26 protein-coding genes are annotated in these 24,450 nt (G+C 59.8%); 15 read left to right on the top strand and 11 right to left on the bottom strand.

Going from position 1 to position 24,450, the window contains the following annotated elements; translation table 11 throughout:
• Positions 1–86: 86 nt before the first annotated feature.
• Positions 87–1,457, bottom strand: a complete 1,371-nt coding sequence (locus tag ACMDB8_RS03905; RefSeq protein ID WP_056728430.1) for a DUF1329 domain-containing protein — start codon at positions 1,455–1,457, stop codon at positions 87–89.
• A 23-nt stretch (positions 1,458–1,480) separates the two neighbouring features.
• Positions 1,481–3,274, bottom strand: a complete 1,794-nt coding sequence (locus ACMDB8_RS03900) for a DUF1302 domain-containing protein (protein WP_056728428.1) — start codon at positions 3,272–3,274, stop codon at positions 1,481–1,483.
• A gap of 564 nt (positions 3,275–3,838) precedes the next feature.
• Here ACMDB8_RS03900 and ACMDB8_RS03895 point away from each other — a divergent pair.
• Positions 3,839–4,609 carry an N-acetylmuramoyl-L-alanine amidase gene (locus ACMDB8_RS03895; RefSeq protein ID WP_056728426.1) on the top strand — a complete coding sequence of 257 codons (771 nt, stop codon included), beginning with the start codon at positions 3,839–3,841 and terminating at the stop codon, positions 4,607–4,609.
• Positions 4,610–4,683: 74 nt separating this feature from the next.
• On the opposite strand, the gene ACMDB8_RS03890 is transcribed toward ACMDB8_RS03895, so the two are convergent.
• The 4 genes from ACMDB8_RS03890 to ACMDB8_RS03875 form a co-directional block, all read right to left on the bottom strand.
• Complete coding sequence (locus ACMDB8_RS03890; protein ID WP_409078290.1) at positions 4,684–5,595, bottom strand: SDR family oxidoreductase; 912 nt, start codon at positions 5,593–5,595, stop codon at positions 4,684–4,686.
• A 170-nt stretch (positions 5,596–5,765) separates the two neighbouring features.
• The gene (locus ACMDB8_RS03885; protein WP_056728423.1) at positions 5,766–6,668 is read right to left on the bottom strand and encodes an alpha/beta fold hydrolase; all 903 of its coding nucleotides are present in this window, start codon (positions 6,666–6,668) and stop codon (positions 5,766–5,768) included.
• Positions 6,668–7,450 carry a class II aldolase/adducin family protein gene (locus ACMDB8_RS03880; RefSeq protein WP_056728421.1) on the bottom strand — a complete coding sequence of 261 codons (783 nt, stop codon included), beginning with the start codon at positions 7,448–7,450 and terminating at the stop codon, positions 6,668–6,670. The genes ACMDB8_RS03885 and ACMDB8_RS03880 overlap by 1 nt, the downstream gene beginning before the upstream one ends.
• Positions 7,451–7,675: 225 nt before the next feature.
• Complete coding sequence (locus tag ACMDB8_RS03875) at positions 7,676–8,131, bottom strand: flavodoxin (RefSeq protein ID WP_056728419.1); 456 nt, start codon at positions 8,129–8,131, stop codon at positions 7,676–7,678.
• 102 nt (positions 8,132–8,233) lie between these two features.
• Between ACMDB8_RS03875 and ACMDB8_RS03870 the strand changes: the two genes are divergently transcribed.
• Both ACMDB8_RS03870 and ACMDB8_RS03865 read left to right on the top strand, forming a co-directional pair.
• Entirely contained in the window at positions 8,234–8,710 is a 477-nt protein-coding gene (locus ACMDB8_RS03870) for a PAS domain S-box protein (RefSeq protein ID WP_056728416.1), read from the top strand.
• Positions 8,711–8,764: 54 nt separating this feature from the next.
• Positions 8,765–9,370 carry a hypothetical protein gene (locus ACMDB8_RS03865; RefSeq protein ID WP_056728415.1) on the top strand — a complete coding sequence of 202 codons (606 nt, stop codon included), beginning with the start codon at positions 8,765–8,767 and terminating at the stop codon, positions 9,368–9,370.
• A gap of 3 nt (positions 9,371–9,373) precedes the next feature.
• Here ACMDB8_RS03865 and ACMDB8_RS03860 read toward each other — a convergent pair whose 3' ends face one another.
• Complete coding sequence (locus ACMDB8_RS03860) at positions 9,374–10,333, bottom strand: MerR family transcriptional regulator (protein ID WP_223542485.1); 960 nt, start codon at positions 10,331–10,333, stop codon at positions 9,374–9,376.
• 223 nt (positions 10,334–10,556) lie between these two features.
• Here ACMDB8_RS03860 and ACMDB8_RS03855 point away from each other — a divergent pair, with 223 nt between their 5' ends.
• The 7 genes from ACMDB8_RS03855 (at position 10,557) to ACMDB8_RS03825 (ending at position 15,115) form a co-directional block, all read left to right on the top strand.
• Positions 10,557–11,126: an antibiotic biosynthesis monooxygenase gene (locus ACMDB8_RS03855; RefSeq protein ID WP_409078291.1), complete on the top strand. Its 570-nt coding sequence runs from the start codon at positions 10,557–10,559 to the stop codon at positions 11,124–11,126.
• Between the two features lie 140 nt (positions 11,127–11,266).
• Positions 11,267–11,977 (top strand): dihydromonapterin reductase, encoded by a 711-nt coding sequence (gene folM / locus ACMDB8_RS03850; RefSeq protein WP_409078292.1) that lies wholly within the window; start codon positions 11,267–11,269, stop codon positions 11,975–11,977.
• 19 nt (positions 11,978–11,996) lie between these two features.
• A complete protein-coding gene (gene folE / locus ACMDB8_RS03845) occupies positions 11,997–12,557 on the top strand; it encodes a GTP cyclohydrolase I FolE (RefSeq protein ID WP_008046221.1) in 561 nt (186 codons plus the stop codon).
• 2 nt (positions 12,558–12,559) lie between these two features.
• Entirely contained in the window at positions 12,560–12,931 is a 372-nt protein-coding gene (gene folX, locus ACMDB8_RS03840) for a dihydroneopterin triphosphate 2'-epimerase (protein ID WP_056728405.1), read from the top strand.
• A 96-nt stretch (positions 12,932–13,027) separates the two neighbouring features.
• A complete protein-coding gene (locus ACMDB8_RS03835; RefSeq protein WP_046040093.1) occupies positions 13,028–13,324 on the top strand; it encodes a DUF1244 domain-containing protein in 297 nt (98 codons plus the stop codon).
• Positions 13,317–13,655, top strand: coding sequence for a HopJ type III effector protein (locus tag ACMDB8_RS03830; protein ID WP_409078293.1), 339 nt, complete (start codon positions 13,317–13,319; stop codon positions 13,653–13,655). The genes ACMDB8_RS03835 and ACMDB8_RS03830 overlap by 8 nt, the downstream gene beginning before the upstream one ends.
• Before the next feature lie 209 nt (positions 13,656–13,864).
• The gene (locus ACMDB8_RS03825; RefSeq protein ID WP_409078294.1) at positions 13,865–15,115 is read left to right on the top strand and encodes a 2-aminoadipate transaminase; all 1,251 of its coding nucleotides are present in this window, start codon (positions 13,865–13,867) and stop codon (positions 15,113–15,115) included.
• A gap of 91 nt (positions 15,116–15,206) precedes the next feature.
• On the opposite strand, the gene trxB is transcribed toward ACMDB8_RS03825, so the two are convergent.
• Positions 15,207–16,163 carry a thioredoxin-disulfide reductase gene (gene trxB / locus ACMDB8_RS03820; RefSeq protein ID WP_056728400.1) on the bottom strand — a complete coding sequence of 319 codons (957 nt, stop codon included), beginning with the start codon at positions 16,161–16,163 and terminating at the stop codon, positions 15,207–15,209.
• Positions 16,164–16,478: 315 nt separating this feature from the next.
• Here trxB and cysZ point away from each other — a divergent pair, with 315 nt between their 5' ends.
• Complete coding sequence (gene cysZ, locus ACMDB8_RS03815; RefSeq protein ID WP_056728398.1) at positions 16,479–17,231, top strand: sulfate transporter CysZ; 753 nt, start codon at positions 16,479–16,481, stop codon at positions 17,229–17,231.
• Positions 17,232–17,267: 36 nt separating this feature from the next.
• Positions 17,268–18,467, top strand: a complete 1,200-nt coding sequence (locus tag ACMDB8_RS03810) for a glycosyltransferase family 4 protein (RefSeq protein WP_056728396.1) — start codon at positions 17,268–17,270, stop codon at positions 18,465–18,467.
• 133 nt (positions 18,468–18,600) lie between these two features.
• On the opposite strand, the gene ACMDB8_RS03805 is transcribed toward ACMDB8_RS03810, so the two are convergent.
• The 3 genes from ACMDB8_RS03805 to ACMDB8_RS03795 all read right to left on the bottom strand — a co-directional run bounded on the left by ACMDB8_RS03805 (position 18,601) and on the right by ACMDB8_RS03795 (position 20,990).
• Entirely contained in the window at positions 18,601–19,704 is a 1,104-nt protein-coding gene (locus ACMDB8_RS03805; RefSeq protein ID WP_056728394.1) for an NADH:flavin oxidoreductase, read from the bottom strand.
• A 195-nt stretch (positions 19,705–19,899) separates the two neighbouring features.
• On the bottom strand, positions 19,900–20,382 hold the full coding sequence (locus ACMDB8_RS03800) for a glutathione peroxidase (protein ID WP_056728393.1): 483 nt from the start codon (positions 20,380–20,382) through the stop codon (positions 19,900–19,902).
• A 122-nt stretch (positions 20,383–20,504) separates the two neighbouring features.
• The gene (locus ACMDB8_RS03795) at positions 20,505–20,990 is read right to left on the bottom strand and encodes an FKBP-type peptidyl-prolyl cis-trans isomerase (protein WP_007901600.1); all 486 of its coding nucleotides are present in this window, start codon (positions 20,988–20,990) and stop codon (positions 20,505–20,507) included.
• Between ACMDB8_RS03795 and ACMDB8_RS03790 the strand changes: the two genes are divergently transcribed.
• Genes ACMDB8_RS03790 through ACMDB8_RS03780 form a run of 3 tightly spaced genes read left to right on the top strand, consistent with a single transcriptional unit; the run spans position 20,959 to position 24,348 of the window.
• On the top strand, positions 20,959–21,285 hold the full coding sequence (locus ACMDB8_RS03790) for a DUF3565 domain-containing protein (RefSeq protein ID WP_056728391.1): 327 nt from the start codon (positions 20,959–20,961) through the stop codon (positions 21,283–21,285). The genes ACMDB8_RS03795 and ACMDB8_RS03790 overlap by 32 nt on opposite strands.
• Before the next feature lie 60 nt (positions 21,286–21,345).
• Positions 21,346–23,445, top strand: coding sequence for a phosphate acetyltransferase (gene pta, locus ACMDB8_RS03785; RefSeq protein ID WP_056728390.1), 2,100 nt, complete (start codon positions 21,346–21,348; stop codon positions 23,443–23,445).
• Positions 23,446–24,348 (top strand): acyltransferase, encoded by a 903-nt coding sequence (locus ACMDB8_RS03780; RefSeq protein WP_223542488.1) that lies wholly within the window; start codon positions 23,446–23,448, stop codon positions 24,346–24,348.
• Positions 24,349–24,450: the final 102 nt, after the last annotated feature.

The raw sequence follows: 24,450 nt of genomic DNA, 5'->3' as shown, positions 1-24,450 counted from the left end.
GTTGAAGAAGTATTCAACACACTGATCGACCGCTATAAAAAAGGTGACCGCAAAGTCACCCTTTTGTGTAGGAGCCTGTAGGAAACCTACCGAACCCCCGTGCTACGCAAGGCTGCTGGCGTGTAGTCCCCCGCTTTTGCATCGATGTTGAATTCGAAGCTGCGCTTCTCTTCATTCTTCATTCCAAGGGCGATGTAGCGACCGGCAATCAGGTCATACAGCGCTTCGACGGTGTAGGCCGGTACCTGGTGATCGTAGTAGAACTGGGCATGCCCTTCGGCGACGCGCCAGAGTTGACCACGCCCATCGTAGTGGTCGGCCAGCGCCACTTGCCAGCTGTCTTCATCGATATACATGTGGCGTTTGGCGTACACGTGGCGTTCGCTCGGCTTGACCGTGGCGACGACTTCCCAGACCCGGTGCAACTCGTAGCGAGTCAGGTCCTGATTAATGTGCCCGGCCTTGATCACATCGGTGTACTTGAGGTTTGGCGAGTCGAGCTTGTAGCTGTTGTAGGGGATGTACATCTCCTTTTTGCCGATCAGTTTCCAGTCGTAGCGATCCGGTGCGCCGGAAAACATGTCGAAGTTGTCGGTGGTGCGCAGGCCGTCGGACGAGGTGCCGACGCCGTCATAAGCAACCTGTGGCGCACGCCGTACCCGGCGCTGGCCTGCGTTGTAGATCCAGGCCTTGCGCGGCTCCTTGACCTGGTCGAGGGTCTCGTGGACCAGCAACACGTTGCCCGCCAGCCGCGCCGGTGCGGTCACTTCCTGCTTGAAGTAGTTGAGGACGTTATCGTCGCTGCCCGGTTTCAGATCGCTGAGCAACGACGGCACGGCGACCTCGTCCTTGAAGCGGATCACGGTGAAGTCACCATTGGATTGTGGTGTCGCCTGGGTGATGGTGCGGCGCAGATTACCGCCGTGGTAACGAGTGACGTGGTTCCAGATCACTTCCACGCCATTCTTCGGAATCGGGAATGCGTAGTAGCGATTGCCGGTGAAATTGGCCAGACCGTTACCGTCATTGATCGGTGTTACGTTCAGCGCGCTGCGCTTGGCCGACTCATAGATTTCTGCCGGTAACGCCACAGTGCGATGGCTCGGGTAGACCGGAATCCTGTAGGTCTCGGGATAGCGCTTGAACATCGCGACCTGGCCGTCAGAGAGCTTGTCCTTGTACTTGTCGACGGTCGCCGCGGTGATCACGAACAAGGGCTTTTCGTTGGCGAAGGGGTCAGCCAGGAAACCCTTGCTGTCCACCGCGCCAGCGTTTTTCGGGATGCCTCCGGTCCAGGCCGGAATCGAGCCATCGGCATTGCCGGCCTTCTCGGCACCGAGTGGGGTCAGGCTGGTGCCGAGCTTGTTGGCTTCTTGCGGCGACACCGCGGCCATCACGTTGGCGGCCAGCAGACTCAGGGCCAGAACGGTGCCCAATTGCAGAATCATCTTGCGCATTGAAATCATCCTTTTCAGCCAGATCAGAAGTTCACACCAAAGCTCAACGCCACGAAGTCACGGTCGGTGAGGACGTTGTAGTCCCCGCCGAAAAAATCGGTGTAGCTGAGGCTCGCGGTGTAGGTGTTGCGATAGTCCGCATCGACCCCGAGGCTGATGGCCTTGGCGCCTTCGTTGAACAGACCGTTGGGGCCATAGCCTGCGACGTCGTGGGACCACGAGAGGTTGGGCCTGACGTTGATCCCGGCGATAAGGTTGTTGTAGTCGAGGATGGCCCGGCCGCGATAACCCCATGAAGTCGAGGTCACGAAGCCGTCGGTATCGCCGCCGAAACCATACTGGCCATACACCGAGTCGCGGCCATAGCGCAGTTTGCCGCGCGACTCCAGTCCACCGACCCGGACCACCCCGGCCTCACCCACCAGGGTCAGGCGATCCGCACCCGCGACCTGATCGATGAAATGCGTCAGGGTGCTCTGGATCTGCGTCACCTCCTTGCGGCGATAACCCTTGTTGTCAGCCCCGGGCGACGTGGCGATGGGCGATGCCGCACCACCCGCAATCGGATTGAGCATGGCCAGGGTCAGGTCATTGGTGTTGACCTGCACCGGGAGGTTGGGGCGGTAGCTGATTTCCCCGCTCCACGCGGTGCCGGTGGATAAGGTGGTGGAGAAGCTCGCGCCGTAGAGGCGGATGTCCTCCGGGTATTCGAGGTAATACTGGCCACGACCGAGCATCACGCTTTGGGCCAGGCCCGAACCACTGCCGGGGGCGATGCGGTTGGCGGCGGCAACGATCCCCGGAATGCTTGCCAGCGTACCGGGGCCGGCGGTGGTGGTCCCGACATTCGGTGAACGGCTGTGGTAATTCATGAAGTACAAGCCGTACTCGGTGTCATCCCCCAACCAGCGCAACGCTGTACCCCACTGTCCGGAATCCCGGGCATCGCGGTCGCCGCCACGGGGAACGATCACCCCTTCCTTGCTGACTTCGAAGCCCTGGCCGAAGGCAGCCGCAATCGGCTGCAACGGCGCAATGGCCGGATTGGCGACGGTGTAGCCCTTGTTGCAACCATCCGCCACCACATCGACACCAAAGAAGGTGCCGCAGTTATCGACGACCGTCTGGTCCCATTCCAGCTGATAGAAGCCTTCCACGGTCAACTTCTCCGTCAGGCCCTGGGAGGCGAACAGCATGTTGACCGGGATCAGGCCCTCCTTGATCTCGGCGCCGGGACGACGGAACGCGGACACGTCGACCGGATTGATGCTGTTGATCGAGTTGCCGATGAACGTGCTCTCGCCCCAACTGACCACCTGCTTGCCGGCGCGGACCGTGCCTGGCAAATCGGCGAGGGAGTAATTGTGATAGACGAATGCGTCGAGGATTTGCCCGCCTGAAGACTTGGCGCCTTCTTTGCGATTGTGATCGCTGATGTCCTTGAAGGGGCGGCTTTCATCCTTGAGTTCAAAGTCGTACCAGTACTTGCCACGCACAAACGCACCGGTGTCGCCGTACTTCAGTTCGAGGTCGTGAATACCCTTGAAGATCTTCGAGAAGGTTTCACCCTTCTTGAAGTTCAATCGCCCGTCATCGCCGGTCGAAGACTGGCCGGAACCGCCATTGACGGTGCCCACCAGGGCGTCATCCGCATCACGCATGCCCCAGCTCGCGCCGACCGACAGCGAGGAGTCGAATGTCCCCTCGATTTCCCCGATGTTGAACGAAATGGCCTGCGCCTGGGCACAGCAACCCAAGGCGACCGCAGCCGCCAGCGCCTGTGGTGTGAAGATGGCGCGCATTGTTGTTTTTGTCATGCGTCTTCCCCGGTGAGTGACAGAAGGCCTCACCCTACTGCCGGACTTCGGGGTCGATAAGCGCACCAAGGAGGTATTCGTGGTGTACCTCTAAAGGATGACAGGCACAGACGACGAGCAGCCGAATCCCGACTGTTGCCGGGGCTGCAACAGTGCATGTCGGGAATTGGTATTTTTCCTACAGTACAGAGGGTTTATTCTTGCCTGGCTGCCACGGTAATCCACCGCAAGGCACGATGTAGATGTACTGGCCTGCGCCGTGACTGAAAGATTTCAGATGAATTGAGTATTCGGTTCGTCACCCCGTGTTCACTGACGTTGATTTGTAGCTCCTGATCCAACGTCTTACTTTGGCCGCTGCCTTTGCAGCGGCCTTTTTTATGGGCGATGGTTCTTGATGAGTAACAGCTGCCAGTCAAAACTTCACATACCTACATTTCTTTCAGAAAGTACCTACAAGCATAGGTAAACACCAAAAGCACTCGAGTCTTTAAGTTGAACAGCAAGTCGGCGAACGATTTTGATCTTCGTCCGACTTCAAACTTACTTATTGCGAGTGCAAACATGAAATCCATCAACTACAACCACTATCGATCCACCCGAAGCTTCAACAGTCGAATCCGCTTTCTGATTCTTCACTACACGGCCGCTGACTTTGCAAGTTCTGTCAGTGCCCTGACCGGCCCGAATGTCAGCGCGCACTATCTGGTTCCAGATATCACGGACCCCAGTTACCTGAAAGCCGGCTATACCGGGCAGGAAGTTTTCAACCTGGTGGATGAAACCCATCGCGCGTGGCACGCGGGTGTCAGTCAGTGGGGCAGCCGCAGCAATCTGAATGACACGTCCATCGGCATTGAAGTCGTGAATCTGGCAACCGACAACAAAGGTAAATTCACCTTCCCGCCGTATCACTCCGAGCAGATTGCCGCGATTGAACAACTGGCGCTGAATATCCTCAATCGCTACCCGGATATCACGCCGACCCAGGTTCTGGGCCACTCCGATGTTTCGGTCGGCCGCAAAAGTGACCCGGGACCGATGCTTCCCTGGCGGGAGCTTTACTTGAAAGGAGTCGGGGCCTGGTTCGATGAAAGCACTCGGGACGAGTATCTGCGCCAATACAACACATCCGGCGCTCCAGCCCGAAGCGAATTGCTGGGGCTGTTCAAAACCTATGGATACGATGTTTCGGGCGCGTCCACGGAAGGCGGTTTTCAACAATTGGTGCGGGCATTCCAGTTACATTTTCGCCCGGAAAACTTCGATGGAAAAATGGACGCGCAAACAGCCGCCAACCTGAAGGCGCTGGTAGTCAAATACTTCCCGGGCTGACCATTGGCAAACGGCTTTGCAGCCGACAAATGCAACAACCGGCAAGGTCGGTCAATGTGACCTTGCCGGCGCTTTCAGAGCGAATACTTCTGCAAGTTTCCCATCATTTCCTTCAACGCCTCGATGTTGTCCTTCGGGTGCGCCGCGCCTTCGAAGTCGCAAATCTGCTGCCAGTGCGCCGCCACGTCTTCCGGGGAGAAACCGGCCCGTGGATCGAAACCGATGCCGAGGCTGCGCTCCCAGCGGACCTTGCCCATCCAGCCGCCGCCGACTTCGAACAGACCGGCGGTTTCCTGGCAGTTCTCGCTGGCCAGGTACACCACCAGCGGGCTGACCAGTTCGGGCTTTAGCTGTTCGAAGACTTGCGGCGGGATCAGGCCTTCGGTCATGCGCGTGCCTCCGGTGGGGGCGATGGCGTTGACCAGGATGTTGTTCTTGCGGCCTTCGATGGCCAGGGTGCGCGTCAGGCCGTAGAGACCGAGCTTGGCCATGCCGTAGTTGGACTGGCCAAAGTTGCCATAGATGCCCGAGGTCGACGCAGTGAAAATCACCCGGCCGTAGTTTTGCTCGCGCATATGCGGCCAGGCGGCGCGGGTGACTTTGTAGGCGCCTTCGACGTGGACGCGGTAAACCAGGTCCCAGTCGGCGTCATCCATTTTGTGGAAGGTCTTGTCCCGCAGGATCCCGGCGTTGTTGACAACCACATCGACGCGACCGAAGACGTCCAGGGCGTGCTGGACCAGTTTGTCACCGTCAGTGACCGAGTCGTGGTTGGCTTCGGCAATGCCGCCAGCCTCGCGGATCTCTGCGACCACGCGGTCGGCGGCCGAGGCATTGGCGCCTTCGCCCTGGGCCGAGCCGCCAAGATCGTTGACCAGCACCCTGGCGCCCTGTTTGGCGAACAGAAGTGCATGCGTCCGTCCCAGGCCGCCACCGGCTCCGGTGATGATCACGACTTTATCTTCGAAGCGCACAGACTCATTCATGGGGGACTCCAGCAGGCCAAGGGACAGTGAGTCCGAGTTTCAGGCACGGCGTAGCGGGTCACAATGAACACGGGGGAGGCTGAATGGTGCGCGATAAGGCTGGGGGATGATGATCGTGTCGGACAGGATGACGCGATCCCACAGAAGAAGGACAGATTCAACGCTGCGATTCAGGAACACGCCACCTTGCGCGGCGGCAAGAGCAGCTGATCGCGAAACACCAGGTAATGCTTGAGCACCTCGCAGGGCGCCTCGATCTGCGGGTAGTGGCCAATGTCGGGCAATACCACTGTGTCCGCATCCGGGATCAGCTCACGGTAACGCTCGACCATGTGCACCCCGGAGACCGGATCGACCCCGCCATCGATCACTCGCAGCGGCACTTCACCACGTTGCATCGCGCTCACCCAGCGGTTGCGCCAGACGCGTCGCTCCGGGATGTAGGCGATCAATTTGTGCATGATCCGTGGCCCGCGCTGGCTTTCGACCAGGCTCCAGAAGTCATCCATCTGGCTTTCACTGGGACGGGTTTGCGGGCCGAAAATCTGCCGAAAGCTTCTCACCAGGCCATCACGACTGAAGGCGCGGCCAATCATCCAGCCCAACGGGCTGAGCAAGAGTTTTTGCATCAGTAGCGGGTGGTGGGTTTCCGGAAACAACCCGCCGTTGAGAAACACGCAACTGGCCAGTTCCAACCGCGATTCGTAATGCCTGGCCAGCAGTTCCTGGGCCACGCTGTCACCGTAATCGTGGGCGAGCAGGTGCACTGGCTGCTCGACATTCAGGTGTTCAAGCAGTGCCTGCTGCAGATCCGCCTGCTCCAGCAGGCTGTATTCGTGATTCACCGGTTTGGCCGAATCGCCGAAGCCCAGCATGTCGCAGGCGATCACGCGAAAGCGCTGGGCCAATGGCTGCCACAGGTAATGCCAGTCCCAACTGGCGGACGGAAAGCCGTGAATGAGCAACAACGGTTCACCCTGCCCTGCTGTCCAGTAACGGATGGTCTGGCCACGGAACACGAACGCCTGGCTGCGTTTGCGCCAGACACACAGCGGGATCTCGGCGAGTGCCATTAGAGTTTATAACCCGGGTCCAGTTTATCGAGTTTGCGCAGCAGCGCCGGCCAGGCCAGCGCTCCGCCCATTCCTTGAGCACTTCGGGTGACACCCGCGATCATGGCTTTGGCGCCGGCCAGGATCTGCGGTTCGATGGCGATCAGCTCAGCGGCACCGTTTTGCGCCATGACCTGAATGTCACAGGCACGTTGAAAGGTGAACATCATCAGGAACGTATCGGCGATGGTGCTGCCGCAGGTGAGCAAACCGTGGTTATGCAACATCAGGAAATTGTTTTCACCGAGGTCGGCCTGTAGCCGCACTTTCTCTTCATGGTTGAGCGCCACGCCTTCGTAGGCGTGGTAGGCCAGGCTGGAAAGCACGAACAATGACTGTTGGCTGATCGGCAGAACACCCTGCTTCTGTGCCGACACCGCAACCCCCGAAGCCGTGTGGGTGTGGAGCACGCAGACGACATCGTGGCGGACTTCGTGCACGGCGCTGTGGATGGTGTAACCCGCCGGATTGATCTCGTAAGGACTGTCCATCAGCTTGTTGCCGGCCTGATCCACCTTGACCAGGCTCGACGCGCTGATTTCGTGAAACATCAACCCGAACGGGTTGATCAGGAAATCTTCGGTGCCGGGCACCTTGGCGGAGATATGGGTGAAGATCAGGTCATCCCAGCCATGCTGGGCGACCAGGCGATAACAGGCTGCCAGGTCAATGCGGGTCTGCCACTCGGCAGCACTGACCTGGTCTTTGACACTCGGAGATGATTGGACGGGGGCGACGGTCACGGCAGGAAGCCTCGGTGTTTTTATGATGGAGTGTTTCCTATCTTTACCGAGTCTAGCCAGCCCTTGAGGTTCCTGTAGTTGCATTGGCAGCCAGCTTGATGACCCAGCGAGTCAGCCGTTCTGCCGCCTTGGATCCATGTCAATTGACCGGCGCCAGCGAGGGTCAGACAGGCCGTTTTCAGCGCACTGTCAGAACCATGACTGGCGTGGGTGTCGTGGCAATGGTCAGTCGCGCAGTGCGTTGATCAGGTCCGCCAGCCAAGGCTCGGCGTCCGTCTCCGGGGTCACGCTCTCGCTGGCATCCAGGCGCAGCATTGGCAGTACTTCGCGAATGCCCAGCTCACCGAACAATTCGCGCATCTGCTCGCCGCCGCCACAAAAAGTATCGCCATAGCTCGCATCGCCCAACCCGATCACCGCGCCCGGCAAACCGCGCCAGGCTGCTGGCAACTGGTCACGCATGGTCGAATACAGCGGTTGCAGGTTGTCCGGCAGCTCACCCATGCCGGTGGTCGAGGTCACCGCCAGAAAAGCTTCGGGGCCGAACGCCTGGACGTCGGCGAGGGTCGCACGGGGGTTGTGCCAGGTTTCGAAACCGGCGGCTTTCAACAGGCTGGCGGCGTGGCGGGCAACTTCTTCGGCCGTGCCGTACACCGAGCCGGAAATGATGGCGACTTTCATCAATCTGATCCTGAATCCGAGTAAAAGACCCGGATATTAACAGCACGGTCGTGATAGTTCTTTTAGAATGCAATCGACAATCAATCAGGAAAGGATACTCCGATGATTAATGCACAACTGCTGCAAATGGTAATCAACGCCTCCAATGACGGTATCGTGATTGCCGAAAAGGAAGGTGAACAGGACAAGATCCTCATTTACGTCAACCCCGCGTTCGAACGCCTGACGGGGTATTCCAGTGAAGAAATCCTCTATCAGGACTGTCGCTTCCTGCAGTCGGGAGACCGCGATCAGGAAGCCCTGCCATTGATTCGCGATGCATTGAACCGCGAAGGATCCTGCCGGGAAATACTGCGCAACTACCGCAAGGACGGCACACCGTTCTGGAACGAGCTGTCCCTTTCAACGGTGAAAAATCCGGCGGACGGGCAAACCTATTTCGTTGGAGTGCAGAAAGACGTCACCGTACAGGTCAAGGCGCAACAGCGCGTGGCACAGCTGGAAGGGCAATTGGCTGAACTCCAGGCCGAGCTTGCCGCGCTCAAGGCGACGAACGGCGCAAACGAAACCCGGAATTAATGGTCAGTAACTACAATCACCAATGATTTTGTAACTATATCCTTCGAGTTGGCCATGCAACGCGACGCGCTCCTGACCCAGGATGAGCTGGATTTCATCCAGACCATGCAACACAACCCGCAACTCAATGTGCGGGACGCGACGTCGAGCCTGCTCGTCAACGGTGGTTCGCAAATCCGTGACCTGCTCACTCGCCTGGCGGCCCATGAGCAGGTCACCATTCAAGCCAGCTTCGAAAACCAGCAAATGACCTTCCCCCTGCACCTGGTGGAAGACGAGTTCCATGCGCTGCATTTGCGTCTCGGCGTACCGAGCATCTATGAAGACGGCCCGATGGTCCGGCCTTGGCGCCTGGTGCTGGACGAACCGGTAGCGCTGGAAAACGCCAAGGGTCAACCCGGCACCCTGTGGGTACACGAAGTGTCGTGCAAAGGGGTTTTGCTGGAAGCTCGCAACAAGACCAAACCGCCGAAGCATTTCGCCTTGTGGTTCAGCCCCTCAGGCTACGAGCGGATTGCCTTGCGCGGCACCTTCGAGAAAGAAAACGAAAAGGGCTTCTACGCCTATCAACTGAGCCAGGGCGATACGGACGAAACCGAGCGTCTGCGCCAGTTCATCCTGCAACAGCATCGTTTGACTCATCCAACGCTGCATCTCTGAACTTCAAGTATCCAGAGTACCCGCCAGGAACTGCTTCAGACGCTGGCTCATGAACTCCCCTTCATTGCCCAGGCAACCGATCGATGACCCGGCCAGGCTCTCCTGTACCAGGTCGCAAGCATCGCCGGCCAACAACAACCGACACTCCAGACTCATGGCCAGGCGATTCAGGCGCCGCGGCAACTCGGGAGCAGGCGCATGATTGGAAAACAGCACCAGTGCCAGGGGCTTGATCCTTTCACACATCAGCGCCAGCTCCTCGAATGGCTGGCCCATGTTCAGTACACGAACGGCCAATGGTCCGGAACTCAGGAACAGCGCGGCGACCAGCAGTTCCAGTTCCCGGCAATTGCCATCCAGAGCACAAATGACCACGCCACGCGGCTGTTTTTCGCGCATCAACAATAGACGCTGCACTACCCGGGACCGCAGAAAGCCATCCAGGAACAGCCACTCGCTGGTTCCACCGAACTGATCCTGGCGTTGCAACAATTGCTTCCAGACGGGGATCAGAATGTCCTGGAACACCACCGGCAGGGAGTAGCTGGAAAAGATCTGCCCGTAGACCTGCTCCAGCCGAAGGTCGTCAAACCCGTTGACCGCAGCAAGCACCTGCTGCCGCCACTGAGCGTAATCGGCTTCCACAAGGCTGCTGGGGATGATGTGCGACAACGGCTGGAGCGGCTTGGTCCTGGCCAGTATCTTGCCGATCTTGCTGACGGCAACCCCGCGCTCGATCCAGCCAAGGATGCTGTGGACACGCTCGATATCGGACATCGAATACAGGCGATGCCCACTATCGGTGCGTGTTGGAGCAATCAGGCCATATCGGCGCTCCCAGGCTCGAAGCGTGACCGGGTTGACACCTGTCAGTCGCGCCACCTCGCGAATGGGAAAGAGTTCTTCCTGTTCGAGAGCGACGGCCTGCGTGGAGCCTGAAGCGACGTCTGTAATTATGGGCATCCTGTTGAAACATCCCTGTATCGTCCGAGCCTTATTCTAACGCCCCTGCCCCGTAAAGTTTCCGTAAAAAATCGATACCGCCAATCAACGGATCAAGGTCACAGATGCCAGGGACGGAATCAGGAATAATCCTTGCTTGTTTCGAGTCGCAGCCCACCACCCCGGCGCTGTGCCTGGCGAAGTTCCTATCCGGAGCGACGCAAATGCCTTACGGAGATACACAATGTCTACCCCTCCCGTCACGCTGATGGTTGCTCGCCGTGTTGCCAATGGACGTTACCAGGACCTGATTGCCTGGCTGCGCGAAGGCGAACAACTGGCCACCGATTTTCCCGGTTATCTCGGCTCCGGTGTGCTCGCTCCGCCGCCCGAGGACGACGAATTCCAGATCATTTTCCGCTTCGCCGACGAGCAGACCCTGCACGCCTGGGAGCATTCGGCCTCGCGCACTGCCTGGCTGGCACGTGGCAGCGACCTGTTCGCCCACCCGACAGAACACCGGGTCAGCGGCATCGAGGGCTGGTTCGGTGCCGTCGGTCAACGCCCGCCGCGCTGGAAACAGGCAGTGGCGATCTGGCTGGCGTTCTTTCCGGTTTCGTTGCTGTTCAACTTTGTGCTGGGTCCGCTGATCAGCGACATGAGCCTGCTGCCGCGGGTATTGCTCAGCACGCTGTGCCTGACGCCGCTGATGGTTTATTTGTTCATTCCGTTGTCGACCCGTTTGCTGGCCGGCTGGCTTAACCGCACGCCGGTACGTCCATTGCCCACGACCTCAGTACCGCAAAATCGTTAAAAGATCGCAGGCTTCGCCAGCTCCTACGGGCCGTCATCTGTTGTCGATTAGTAGGAGCTGGCGAAGCCTGCGATCTTTTCCGAGACATCTCACGACTCCTCGCTGGTATAGTTTTGCTCTCACCGCGATGCGAGCCGTTCATGACTTCTTCCGCAGCCCCTGTCCTCATTACCGGCGCCGGCCAGCGTGTCGGCCTGCACTGCGCCCGGCGATTGCTGGAAGATGGCCATCGGGTGATATTCAGTTACCGCAACGAGCGCCCCGGCGTACAAGCCCTGCGCGACCTCGGGGCCACCGCGGTGTTCGCGGACTTCGCCAGCGAGGCCGGGATCCTCGCCTTCATCAGCGAACTGAGAACCCATACCGACTGTTTGCGGGCGATTGTCCACAACGCCTCCGAATGGCTGGCCGAAACGCCAGATACCGACGCCGCGGCATTCACTCGCATGTTCAGCGTGCACATGCTGGCGCCCTACCTGATCAACCTGCATTGCGCCGATCTGTTGCAACGCTCAAGCCCCGCCGACATCGTGCACATCAGCGATGACGTGACCCGCAAGGGCAGCAGCAAGCACATCGGCTATTGCGCCAGCAAGGCCGGGCTCGACAGCCTGACCCTGTCCTTCGCCGCCAGGTACGCGCCGGCCATCAAGGTCAACGGGATCGCGCCGGCCCTGCTACTGTTCAACCCTGAGGACGACGCGGCCTACCGCGCCAAGGCGCTGGCCAAGTCCGCGCTGGGCATCGAACCCGGCTGCGAAGTGGTCTACCAGAGCCTGCGCTACCTGCTCGACAACCCTTATGTCACCGGCACCACACTGACCGTCAATGGCGGAAGGCACATCAAATAGTGTCCCGCGAGGATTTTCCATGACGTTATCCCTGCCCCAGAATTATCGAGAGATCCTCATCGGTCTCGGTGAAAACCCCGACCGCGAGGGTTTGCTCGATACGCCGACGCGTGCGGCCAAAGCCATGCAGTACCTTTGCCATGGTTACGAGCAAAGTGTCGAAGAGATCGTCAATGGCGCGCTGTTCGCCTCCGACAACGATGAAATGGTGATCGTCGACAACATCGAGCTGTACTCGCTTTGCGAACATCACATCCTGCCCTTCATCGGCAAGGCGCATGTGGCTTATATTCCAACCGGCAAGGTGCTGGGTCTGTCGAAGATCGCGCGACTGGTGGACATGTTCGCCCGGCGCCTGCAAATCCAGGAAAACCTCACCCGGCAAATCGCCGACGCGGTGCAGCAAGTGACCGGCGCGGCTGGTGTCGCAGTGGTCATCGAGGCACAGCACATGTGCATGATGATGCGCGGCGTCGAGAAACAGAATTCGACCATGAACACCTCGGTGATGCTCGGCGCCTTCCGCGAGTCGAGCAACACCCGTCAGGAGTTCCTGCAATTGATTGGACGGAGCAAGTAGCAATGCCACAACTTCAGCCAGGCATGGCACGCATCCGGGTCAAAGACCTGGGCCTGCGTACCTTCATCGGCATCAACGAGGATGAAATCCTCAACAAGCAGGATGTGCTGATCAACCTCACCATTCTGTACGCAGCCCAGGAAGCAGTGCGGGACAACGACATCGATCACGCGTTGAACTACCGCACGATTACCAAGGCGATCATCGCCCATGTGGAAGGCAACCGCTTTGCGCTGCTCGAACGCCTGACCCAGGAAATTCTCGACCTGGTGATGGCCAACGCATCGGTGTTGTACGCCGAGGTCGAGGTCGACAAGCCCCACGCGCTGCGATTCGCCGAGTCGGTATCGATTACGCTTGCAGCGAGCCGCTAGCTTCAAGCCACAAGCGCCAGGCTGTAAACTTGCAGCCACCGCCATCCAACTTGCAGCTTCAAGCGTGCCGTTTGAAGCTGACTCGCAGAGACCGCCATGACCGATCAACAACGCCTGGAACTCGAAGCCGCCGCCTTTCGCCGGCTGGTGGCCCACCTGGACAGCCGCAAGGATGTACAGAACATCGACCTGATGAACCTCTCGGGTTTTTGCCGCAACTGCCTGTCCAAGTGGTACAAGGCGGCGGCCGACGACCGCCAGATCGAGGTCAGCCTCGACGAAGCCCGCGAAGTGGTTTACGGCATGCCGTACGCCGAATGGAAAGCCCAATATCAGCAAGAAGCCAGCGCCGACCAGCAAGCGGCGTTCGCCAAAGGAAAACCCAATGAGTGATTTGAACACCCTGCGTGCCAGCCTCAAGACCGGCGAACACGCCTTCGCCGATACCCTGGCCTTCATCGCCGCCGGTTACGACTACCAACCTCAGGTGTTCAACAACGGTGGCGTGGAAAACGCGGCCGGACAGAACGAAGGTTCGTGCAAGACCCTGGGCCTGGCGCTGCTCGAAGGCTTGAGCGATGAAGAAGCACTGCTGGCTTTTGGCGAGCATTACCGTTCGGTCGTTGCCACACCTGAAGGCAGCGACCACGCCAACATCCGCGCGTTGATTGCCCATGGCCTGGCTGGTGTGAAATTCGCTCAGCAGCCACTGACCCGCCGCTGATACCAAAAAGATCGCGGCCTTCGGCAGCTCCTACAGGGAATCAAACCTCAATGTAGGAGCTGCCGAAGGCTGCGATCTTTTGATCTCTATTGTTTCACCCTGCACATTCCGACTTTTAAGATTGACCCGGCAACTTTATTTCGTTTGCCCCGTACCACCGCTCACGGCTTAGATAAAAAGAAGTCCTCCTTCTTCCGAGCCGATCCTCCATGCGCAGCGAAACCATCAGCCAGTCGATCAACATCGTTCACCCTGTCACGCTCAGCCACGGCAAGAATGCCGAGGTCTGGGACACCGATGGCAAGCGCTATATCGACTTTGTCGGCGGCATCGGCGTGCTAAACCTCGGCCATTGCCATCCGCGCATCGTCGAAGCCATTCGCGAACAAGCCACCCGACTGACCCACTACGCGTTCAACGCCGCGCCTCATAGGCCTTACATCGACTTGATGGACCGCCTCAGCGCCTTTATCCCGGTCGATTACCCGGTCAGCGGCATGCTGACCAACAGTGGCGCCGAAGCGGCTGAGAACGCGCTGAAGATCGTCCGTGGCGCAACGGGTCGCACCGCTGTAATTGCCTTCGACGGCGCTTTCCACGGCCGCACCCTGGCGACACTCAACCTCAATGGCAAAGTCGCGCCCTACAAACAGAAAGTCGGCGTGCTGCCGGGGCCGGTGTTTCACCTGCCCTTCCCCAGCCAGGACAACGGCGTCACCTGTGCCGAGGCCCTCAAAGCCATGGAGCGCCTGTTCAGCGTCGAGATTGATGTCGAAGACGTCGCCTGCTTTATCGTCGAACCGGTGCAGGGCGAAGCGGGCTTCGTGGCCATGGATGTCGAGTTCGCCCAGGCACTGCGCAAGTTCTGCGACGACAAGGGCATCGTGCTGATCGCCGATGAAATCCAGTCCGGTTTCGGCCGAACCGGCCAGCGCTTCGCGTTCTCGCGGCTGGGCATCGAGCCGGACCTGATCCTGCTCGGCAAAAGCATCGCCGGCGGTGTGCCGCTGGGTGCGGTGGTCGGACGCAAGTCGCTGCTGGACAACCTGCCCAAGGGCGGGCTTGGTGGCACTTACTCCGGCAATCCCATCGCCTGCGCAGCGGCACTGGCAACCCTGGATGAAATGACCGATGCCAACCTGCATGCCTGGGGCTCCCAACAGGAAGAAGCGATTGTCGGTCGCCATGCAACCTGGCGCACGAACAACCTGACGCCGTACCTGGGACGCCTGACGGGTGTCGGCGCCATGCGTGGTATCGAGCTGATCAACGCCGATGGCTCACCCGCATCAGCGCAATTGACCCAACTGCTCGCCTTGGCGCGGGATGCAGGCCTGCTGCTGATGCCCAGCGGCAAATCGCGGCACATCATCCGGCTGCTGGCGCCGCTGACCATCGAGGCGTCAGTGTTGGAGGAAGGGCTGGACATCCTTGAGGCATGCCTGGCAAGACTGACCTGAACACAATCCCACACTGGAATGTGATCGGGTGGTAAATCGCGGGCAAAAAAAACCGGCCGAAGCCGGTTTTTTCAGTTCAACAAAAGCAGAATCAAGCGTTCTGCAGATCGTCGAGGTAACGCTCGGCATCCAGTGCCGCCATGCAACCGGCGCCAGCGGAGGTGATGGCCTGACGGTACACGTGGTCCGCCACGTCACCGGCGGCGAAGATACCTTCGAGGTTGGTGGCAGTGGCGTTGCCTTCACGGCCGCCCTGGACTACCAGGTAACCGTCTTTCAAGGTCAACTGGCCTTCGAACAGCGAAGTGTTCGGAGTGTGGCCGATAGCGATGAACACGCCGTCGACAGTCACTTCGTCGAAGCTGCCGTCGTTGTTCTTCAGGCGGGCACCGGTCACGCCCATGTTGTCGCCCAGTACTTCGTCCAGGGTCGCGTTCAGCTTCAGCTCGATCTTGCCTTCGGCAACACGGGCGTTCAGCTTGTCGATCAGGATCTTCTCGGCGCGGAAAGTTTCGCGACGGTGGATCAGGGTGACTTTGCTGGCGATGTTGGCCAGGTACAGGGCTTCTTCAACAGCGGTGTTGCCGCCGCCGACCACAGCCACAGGCTTGTTGCGGTAGAAGAAACCGTCGCAGGTCGCGCAGGCCGAAACGCCTTTGCCCATGAACGCTTCTTCCGATGGCAGGCCCAGGTAACGAGCGCTGGCGCCAGTGGCGATGATCAGCGCGTCACAGGTGTAAGTCGCGCTGTCGCCGGTCAGGGTGTATGGCTTGGCAGCGAAGTCGACGGCATTGATGTGATCGAACACGATCTCGGTTTCAAAGCGCTCGGCGTGCTCGCGCATCCGCTCCATCAGCGCCGGGCCGGTCAGGCCATGGACGTCGCCCGGCCAGTTGTCGACTTCGGTGGTGGTGGTCAGTTGACCGCCGGCCTGCATGCCGGTGATCAGCAGTGGCTTGAGGTTGGCACGAGCGGCATAGACCGCGGCGCTGTAACCGGCAGGGCCGGAACCGAGAATAATCACTCGCGAATGACGGACTTCAGACATGACCTGCTCCTGTTGACCGGCCCGGAATACCTGGCGCGGAACGCCGGATTGCCGGCTGGAATAAAAAAGAACGGTTGAAAGCACTTGGGGAAGGCTTGAACCCGACCGTCCTGTAAAAAGATTGGGTGCAGCGTATCGAGGGGGCGAAGATTAAGGAAATACGGTTTAACAATCCAGCTCATAGGTGGTCTCTATGCCATCTCGCCGATGATATCGACGTCTTTGTTACAGTGAATGTCGATACCTCCATCGCGCTTTCGCCTGTGAAGCAAAGCCGGTAAGGTCGGCGCGTTTTCCCTCTGCCTGGAGCCTCTTATGCCCGCCCCTGTCCTGTCCGGCCCGCAATACCTGCGCGAAGGCCTCAAGCTGGTGCTGAGCCCCAGCCTGCGTCTGTTTGTGCTGTTGCCGCTGGCAATCAACCTGGTGCTGTTCGTCGGATTGATCTACCTGGCCGGCCATCAATTCAGCCTGTGGGTCGATACCTTGATGCCCTCCCTGCCCGACTGGCTGAGTTTTCTCAGCTACATCCTCTGGCCGATTTTCGTGGTGCTTGTGGTGTTCATGGTGTTCTTTACCTTCACCATGCTCGCCAACGTCATCGCCGCGCCGTTCAACGGTTTCCTCGCGGAGAAAGTCGAAGTGGTGGTGCGCGGCACCGATGATTTCCCGGCCTTCAGCTGGGGTGAGCTGATCGCCATGATCCCGCGCACCCTGGCCCGGGAAATGCGCAAGCTCGGCTACTTCCTGCCCAGGGCAGTCGGGTTGTTCATCCTCTCGTTCATCCCGGTGGTGAACATCATCGCCGCGCCGCTGTGGCTATTGTTCGGAGTGTGGATGATGGCGATCCAGTACATCGACTACCCGGCGGACAACCACAAGCTGGGCTGGAACGAAATGCTCGCCTGGCTGCGGCAGAAGCGCTGGCAGAGCATGAGCTTCGGCGGCAGCGTGTACCTGGTGCTGTTGATCCCGGTGGTCAACATCCTGATGATGCCGGCGGCCGTGGCCGGGGCGACGCTGTTCTGGGTGCGTGAACGCGGCGCGGAAAACCTGGTGACCCAGCGCTAATTCATAAATCCATCATCCTGACGTCACACTGACGACATGGCCCCGGTCGACACTGGGGTCATGACGACAGCTCTGCATATCACCCTGATCACCGAAACCTTCCCACCGGAAATCAACGGCGTGGCCAATACCCTGGGTCGCTTGTGCGACGGTTTGCGCGCGCGCGGGCATCAAGTGGAGCTGGTGCGACCACGTCAGGGCTGCGACCAGCAGTTGGGCAGCGACGATGAATTGCTGCTGTGCCGCGGCTGGCCGCTACCGGGCTATCCCGGCCTGCAATGGGGTCAGTCGTCGATGCACAAACTGCTGCGGCGCTGGACGCGTCACCGCCCGGATGTGCTCTACATCGCCACCGAGGGCCCGCTGGGCCTCTCTGCGCTACGTGCGGCACGGCGACTGGGGATTTCCGTGGTCAGCGGTTTCCACACCAATTTCCAGCAGTATTCCAACCAGTACGGGTTTGGTTTGCTCACGCGCCTGCTGACCCACTACCTGCGCTGGTTCCATAACCGTTCGACCATGACCCTGGTGCCCAGCGTCAGCCAGCGCCTGGAACTGGAGCGACGTCAGTTCGAGCGAGTGGCGTTGCTGTCCCGTGGGGTCGACAGCGAATTGTTTCACCCGGCCAAACGCTTGAGTGCCCTGCGCGAGCAATGGGGACTGGCCGAAGCAGACATCGCCGTCATTCATGTCGGACGCCTGGCCCCGGAAAAGAATCTCGGCTTGCTCAAGCGCACCTTCAATACCCTCAAGGCGAGTTATCCACAGCGCACGCTGAAACTGATCGTGGTCGGCGATGGCCCGCAGCGCCAGGAACTGGAAAACGAAATGCCCGAGGCGATTTTCTGCGGCACCCAACGGGGTGAAGCCCTGGCCTGTCACTACGCCTCTGGCGACGTGTTCCTATTTCCAAGCCTGACCGAAACCTTTGGCAATGTGGTGCTTGAAGCACTCGCTTCGGGGCTTGGCGTGGTGGCCTACGACCAGGCGGCAGCCGCCCAGCATATTCGTCATGGCTACAACGGTGTGCTGGCGATGCCGGGGGATGAAGAAGCGTTCTGCGATGCAGCGGCATGGCTGCTGGAGGAAAGGGAAGCCTTGCGCAATGTGCGCCTCAATGCACGCCAACATGCCAGTCGCCAGGGTTGGGCGACGATCATCGAGCAGTTCGAAGGGCAGTTGCGCGGGGCCTGCACCGGGGAGATGGTGGTGCCGATTGCACCGATTGTTCCTTGATTTTGCAGTGTTCTTGAGTCGGTCTTCGCGAGCAAGCCCGCTCCCACAGGGTTCTTGATTCACACATGATTGGTGATCACCGCAGAACCTGTGGGAGCGAGCTTGCTCGCGATGAGGCCTTCCCGCTCGCCGCTTAAACCAGCGACATCAACGCCTCACGGCTGAACGGCAGAATGTCTTCCTCACGGCCGTCGCGCACTTTCTGCGCCCAGTCCGGGTCCACCAGCAAGGCACGACCGACCGCCACCAGGTCGAACTCGTCGTTGTTCAGGCGCTCCAGCAGTTTTTCCAGGCTGGCGGGCTGCGCGACCTTGTCGGTGTTGACCATGAACTGCAGGAACTCGCCATCCAGGCCGACGCTGCCCACGGTGATGGTCGGTTTGCCGGTGAGTTGGCGGGTCCAGCCGGCCAGGTTCAGCTCGGAACCGTCGAACTCCGGCTCCCAGAAGCGGCGGGTCGAGCAGTGGAAAATATCCACGCCGGCGTCGGCCAACGGCTTGAGGAACTCGCCCAAGGCTTCCGGGGTTTGCACCAGACGCGCGGTGTAGTCCTGCTGCTTCCACTGGGAGAAACGGAAGATGATCGGAAAACCTTCACCGACCGCGGCACGCACGGCCTGAATCAACTCAATGGCGAAGCGCGAACGGTTGGCCAGGCTGCCGCCGTATTCGTCGGTACGCTGGTTGCTACCTTCCCAGAAGAACTGATCCACCAGATAACCGTGGGCTCCGTGGATTTCCACGCCGTCCATGCCGATGCTCTGGGCATCCTTGGCAGCCTGGGCGAACGTGGCGATCACATCCTGGATGTCCTGTTTGGTCATGCCGTGCACCACAACCTGGCCTTCCTTCAGTTTTTCCGACGGGCCATAACCCGGCACGCTGGCGTCCGGCTCGGTGCCGATCCGGCGCACGCTGCCCACGTGCCACAACTGCGGAACGATCTTGCCGCCTTCGGCGTGAACGGCGTCGACGACTTTCTTCCAGCCGGCCAAGGCCGCTTCACCGTAGAAATGCGGAACGTTCGGATAGCCGTTGGAAGCCTTGTGACCGACGGTGGTGCCTTCGGTGATGATCAGGCCGACGCCCGCAGCGGCGCGACGACGGTAGTATTCGATCACTTTGGAATTAGGCACACCGCCCGGGGAAAAGGAGCGGGTCATCGGCGCCATGACGACACGGGTCGGCAATTCGAGGGTGCCGAGGTGGAACGGTTTGAACAGGGCTTTGACGGACATGGGACGCTCCACGGAAGAATGACTTTATGACGGCTATAATATGGAGTGCCCAACCCATTGAACAGCATTATTGATTTCGGTGATTAAGAGTCAAAAGGCAGAAAGCAAAAGATCGCAGCCTTCGGCAGCTCCTACGGGTACACATTCGCCGTAGGAGCTGCCGAAGGTTGCGATCCCCTGATCTTGATCTCTGGCTTAACTCAGCGCTTTTTCAATCGCGTGAACGATGGTCGGATCATCGGGCGCCGTACGCGGCGAGAACCGAGCCAGTACACGGCCGTCCTTGCCCAACAGGAACTTCTCGAAGTTCCAGGTGATGTCGCCGGGAAACTCCGCGCCCTCGCCCGCCAGCAAACGGTACAACTGATGACGCTCATGCCCGTTGACTTCCAGCTTGCTGGACAACGGAAAGGTCACGCCATAGTTGAGGCTGCAGAAATCCTTGATCTCTTGTTCGGTCCCCGGTTCCTGCCCGGCAAACTGGTTGCACGGCAAGCCCAGGACGCTGAAGCCCTTGGCCTTGAATTGCTGGTAGAGGTTTTCCAGCGCCGCGTACTGCGGGGTCAGGCCGCATTTGGAGGCAACGTTGACCACCAGTACGACTTGGCCTTTGAAAGGCGCCAGAGGTAGCTCCTGTCCATCCAGGGCTGTCAATTTAAGGTCGTGAAAAGCACTCATGGCGTACTCCAGATTCCCGTGTTCTTCTCGAAACAGCCACTTGTCGGTGTCGTCAGGGACGGCCGCAGACTAAAAAGGCGCCCACAGGGCGCCTCTCCAGTTATCTGAGCTTAGCGCAGAAATCAGTGGTGATGGCCACCTTCGCCATGGACGTGGCCATGAGCGATTTCTTCCTGGCTGGCGTCACGGATGTCGATGATCTTGACCTGGAAATTCAGGCGCTGACCGGCCAACGGGTGGTTGCCGTCGACGGTGACGTCGTCGCCGTCCAGATCACGGATGGTTACGATCTGCATCTGGCCGTCCGGAGCGGAGGCGTGGAACTGCATGCCCACTTCCAGCTCGTCGACGCCTTCGAACATGCTGCGGCTCAGGGTGCTGACCAGTTCGGCAGCATATTCGCCGTAAGCGTCTTCAGGTTCTACGGCTACGGTCAGCTCGTCGCCGACAGCCTTGCCTTCCAGAGCCTTTTCCAGGCCCGGGATGATGTTGCCTGCGCCTTGCAGGTAGACCAGCGGCGCGCCGCCGGCGGAGCTGTCGATGACCTCACCAGCGTCGTTGGTCAGGGTATAGTCGATGGAGACAGCCTTATTGGCGGCGATCAGCATGGGGCGAGACCTTTTGCATAAGAAGATTGAAAGGCCAAGTTTAGCGAAGCAATCGTCCGAAAGCGAACACAACCCGGACAGACGGGATTCGACGATCACAGGCTTCCATCAGGACGAGGACGGGCACTGGGTGGCCGAGCTTTCCTGCGGCCACACCCAGCACCTGCGGCACCAGCCGCCATGGCAATCCCGTGCCTGGGTCACGGACCCTGCGCAGCGCCAGGAAAAAATAGGCCAACCCTTTGATTGTGGTTGGTGCGCACAAGGCTCGGTTAGCGATAACCTTGGCGACTGAATTTCGGTAGACGACCAGTTATAGGTCATCGCCTTTGCAATGCACCTTTAGAGAATCCGCATGCAAACTTTTTTTATCGCGCCCACCGATTTTGGTGTGGGTCTGACCTCCATCAGCCTCGGGCTGGTGCGTACCCTTGAGCGCGCCGGCCTCAAGGTCGGTTTTTTCAAGCCGATTGCCCAGCCGCATCCGGGCGACACCGGCCCGGAACGTTCCACCGAACTGGTGGCGCGTACCCACGGTTTGAAACCGCCCCAGCCCCTGGGCCTGGCCCATGTCGAGCGCATGCTCGGCGACGGTCAGCTCGATGAGTTGCTCGAAGAAATCATCGCCCTTTATCAGCAGGCGGCCATCGGCAAGGACGTGCTGATTGTCGAAGGCATGGTACCGACCCGCAGCGCCAGTTACGCCGCGCGGGTCAACCTGCACCTGGCCAAGAGCCTCGACGCCGAAGTGATCCTGGTCTCGGCGCCGGAAAACGAAGTGCTGACCGAACTCTCCGGTCGCGTCGAGTTGCAGGCGCAATTGTTTGGCGGCCCGAAAGATCCGAAAGTCCTCGGTGTGATCCTCAACAAGGTCAAGACCGAGGAAAGCATGGAAGCCTTCGCCACGCGCCTGAAGGAGCATTCGCCCTTGCTGCGCAGCGGTGATTTCCGCTTGCTCGGCTGCATTCCGTTCCAGCCGGAACTGAACGCCCCGCGCACCCGCGACGTTGCCGACCTGATGGGCGCGCAAGTGCTCAACGCCGGTGATTACGAAACCCGGCGCATGACCAAGATCATCATTTGCGCCCGCACCATGCGCAACACCGTGGAGTTGCTCAAGCCCGGCGTGCTGGTGGTGACTCCTGGCGACCGCGACGACATCATCCTCGCCGTCAGCCTCGCGGCCTTGAACGGTGTACCGCTGGCCGGCCTGCTGCTGACCAGCGACACCCTGCCCGACCCGCGCATCATGGACCTGTGCCGTGGCGCCCTGCAGGCCGGGTTGCCGGTGCTGTCGGTGAGTACCGGCTCCTATGACACCGCCAACCTGCTCAACGGCCTGAACAAGGAAATCCCCATCGACGATCGCGAGCGCGCCGAAATCATCACCGATTTCATCGCTGGCCATCTCGATGCCAACTGGCTGCACCAACGCTGCGGTACGCCACGGGAAATGCGCCTGTCGCCAGCGGTGTTCCGCTATCAATTGATCCAGCGTGCGCAGGCGGCCAACAAGCGTATCGTGCTGCCCGAAGGCAGTGAGCCGCTGACCGTGCAGGCCGCCGCGATCTGCCAGGCCCGTGGCATCGCTCGCTGTGTGTTGCTGGCCAAGCCCGAGGACGTGCAGGCCGTCGCCCGCGCCCAGGGTATCGAGTTGCCGCCGGGACTGGAAATCATCGATCCGGACTCGATCCGCGAGCGCTATGTCGAGCCCATGGTCGCGCTGCGCAAAAGCAAAAGCCTCAACGCGCCGATGGCCGAGCAACAACTGGAAGACACCGTGGTGATCGGCACCATGATGCTGGCCCTGGATGAAGTCGACGGCCTCGTGTCGGGCGTGATCAACACCACCGCCAACACCATCCGCCCGGCCCTGCAACTGATCAAAACCGCACCCGGCTGCACCTTGGTGTCTTCGGTGTTTTTCATGCTGTTCCCGGAAGAGGTGCTGGTCTACGGCGACTGCGTGATGAACCCGCACCCGAGTGCCAGCGAACTGGCCGAGATCGCCCTGCAAAGCGCTGACTCGGCCGCCGCCTTCGGCATCACGCCACGGGTGGCGATGATCAGCTACTCCAGCGGCGAGTCGGACAGCGGCGAAGAAGTCGAGAAGGTCCGCGAGGCGACCCTGCTCGCCCATGAGCAACAGCACTCGCTGCTGATCGACGGCCCCCTGCAATACGACGCCGCCGCCAACGAAAGCGTGGCCCGGCAATTGGCGCCGAACAGTCAGGTGGCCGGTCGTGCCACGGTTTACGTGTTCCCAGACCTCAACACCGGCAATACCACGCACAAGGCCGTACAGCGCAGTGCCGACTGCGTCAGCCTCGGGCCGATGCTGCAAGGCTTGCGCAAACCGGTGAACGATTTGCCCCGCGGGGCGCAGGTCGATGACATCGTCTACACCATCGCCCTGACCGCGATCCAAGCCGCCAACCGACCTATGGATGTGTAAATGCTGGACTTCCTACCCGCCCCGTTGCGGGGCGTGATCGCCTCGCTGCTGTTGGCACTGAACACGATTTTGCTCTGTTCGTTCCTGTTCTGCGTGGCACTCGTCAAGGTACTGCCGTTCGCCCTCACCCAGCGCCTCGCGGGCTGGCTGATGAGCCATACCCACGAAGCCTGGATCAGCCTCAACAAAGGCTGGATGAACCTGGTACGCCGCACGCGCTGGCATATCAGCGGCCTGCAAGGCCTCGACTATCAGCACTCGTACCTGATTACCAGCAACCACCAGAGCTGGGTCGACATCCTGGTGCTGCAATACGTGCTCAACCGGCGCATTCAGCCGCTGAAGTTCTTCCTCAAGCAGGAGCTGATCTGGGTTCCGGTGATCGGGCTGGCCTGGTGGGCGCTGGGCTTTCCGTTCATGAAGCGCTACTCCAAGGCCTATCTGGAGAAGCACCCGGAGAAGAAAGGCAAGGACCTGGAAACCACCCGCAAGACCTGTGCGAAATTTCGCGACAACCCGGTGGGCATTTTCAACTTCGTCGAAGGCACGCGCTTCACCGAGGGCAAGCACAAGCAACAGCAGTCACCCTTCAAGTACCTGCTCAAGGCCAAGGCCGGCGGCATTGCCTTTGTGCTGGATGCGATGGGCGAGCAGCTTGAATCCCTGGTCAACGTGACCATCCACTACCCCGCCGGGCGCCCGGGTTTCTGGGACTTGCTGTGCGGGAACGTGGCGGATGTGGTGGTGCACTTTGAAGAGCTGAAGATTCCGCCGCAATTCATTGGCAAGAACTATGACCAGGACGGCGAATACCGCCTGCAGTTCCAGGGCTGGATCAATCAGTTGTGGCAGGACAAGGATGCGTTGCTGGAACAGATGCATCGCGAGTATCCGCAGATTTAAGATCAAAAGATCGCAGCCTTCGGCAGCTCCTACAGGATGTACGCCGAACCAATGTAGGAGCTGCCGAAGGCTGCGATCTTTTGACGATCTGAAAGACACAAA

Source organism: Pseudomonas monachiensis (assembly GCF_047345015.1).
Classification (GTDB): Bacteria; Pseudomonadota; Gammaproteobacteria; order Pseudomonadales; family Pseudomonadaceae; genus Aquipseudomonas; species Aquipseudomonas monachiensis.
This window is presented reverse-complemented; position numbering and strand designations above follow the sequence as displayed.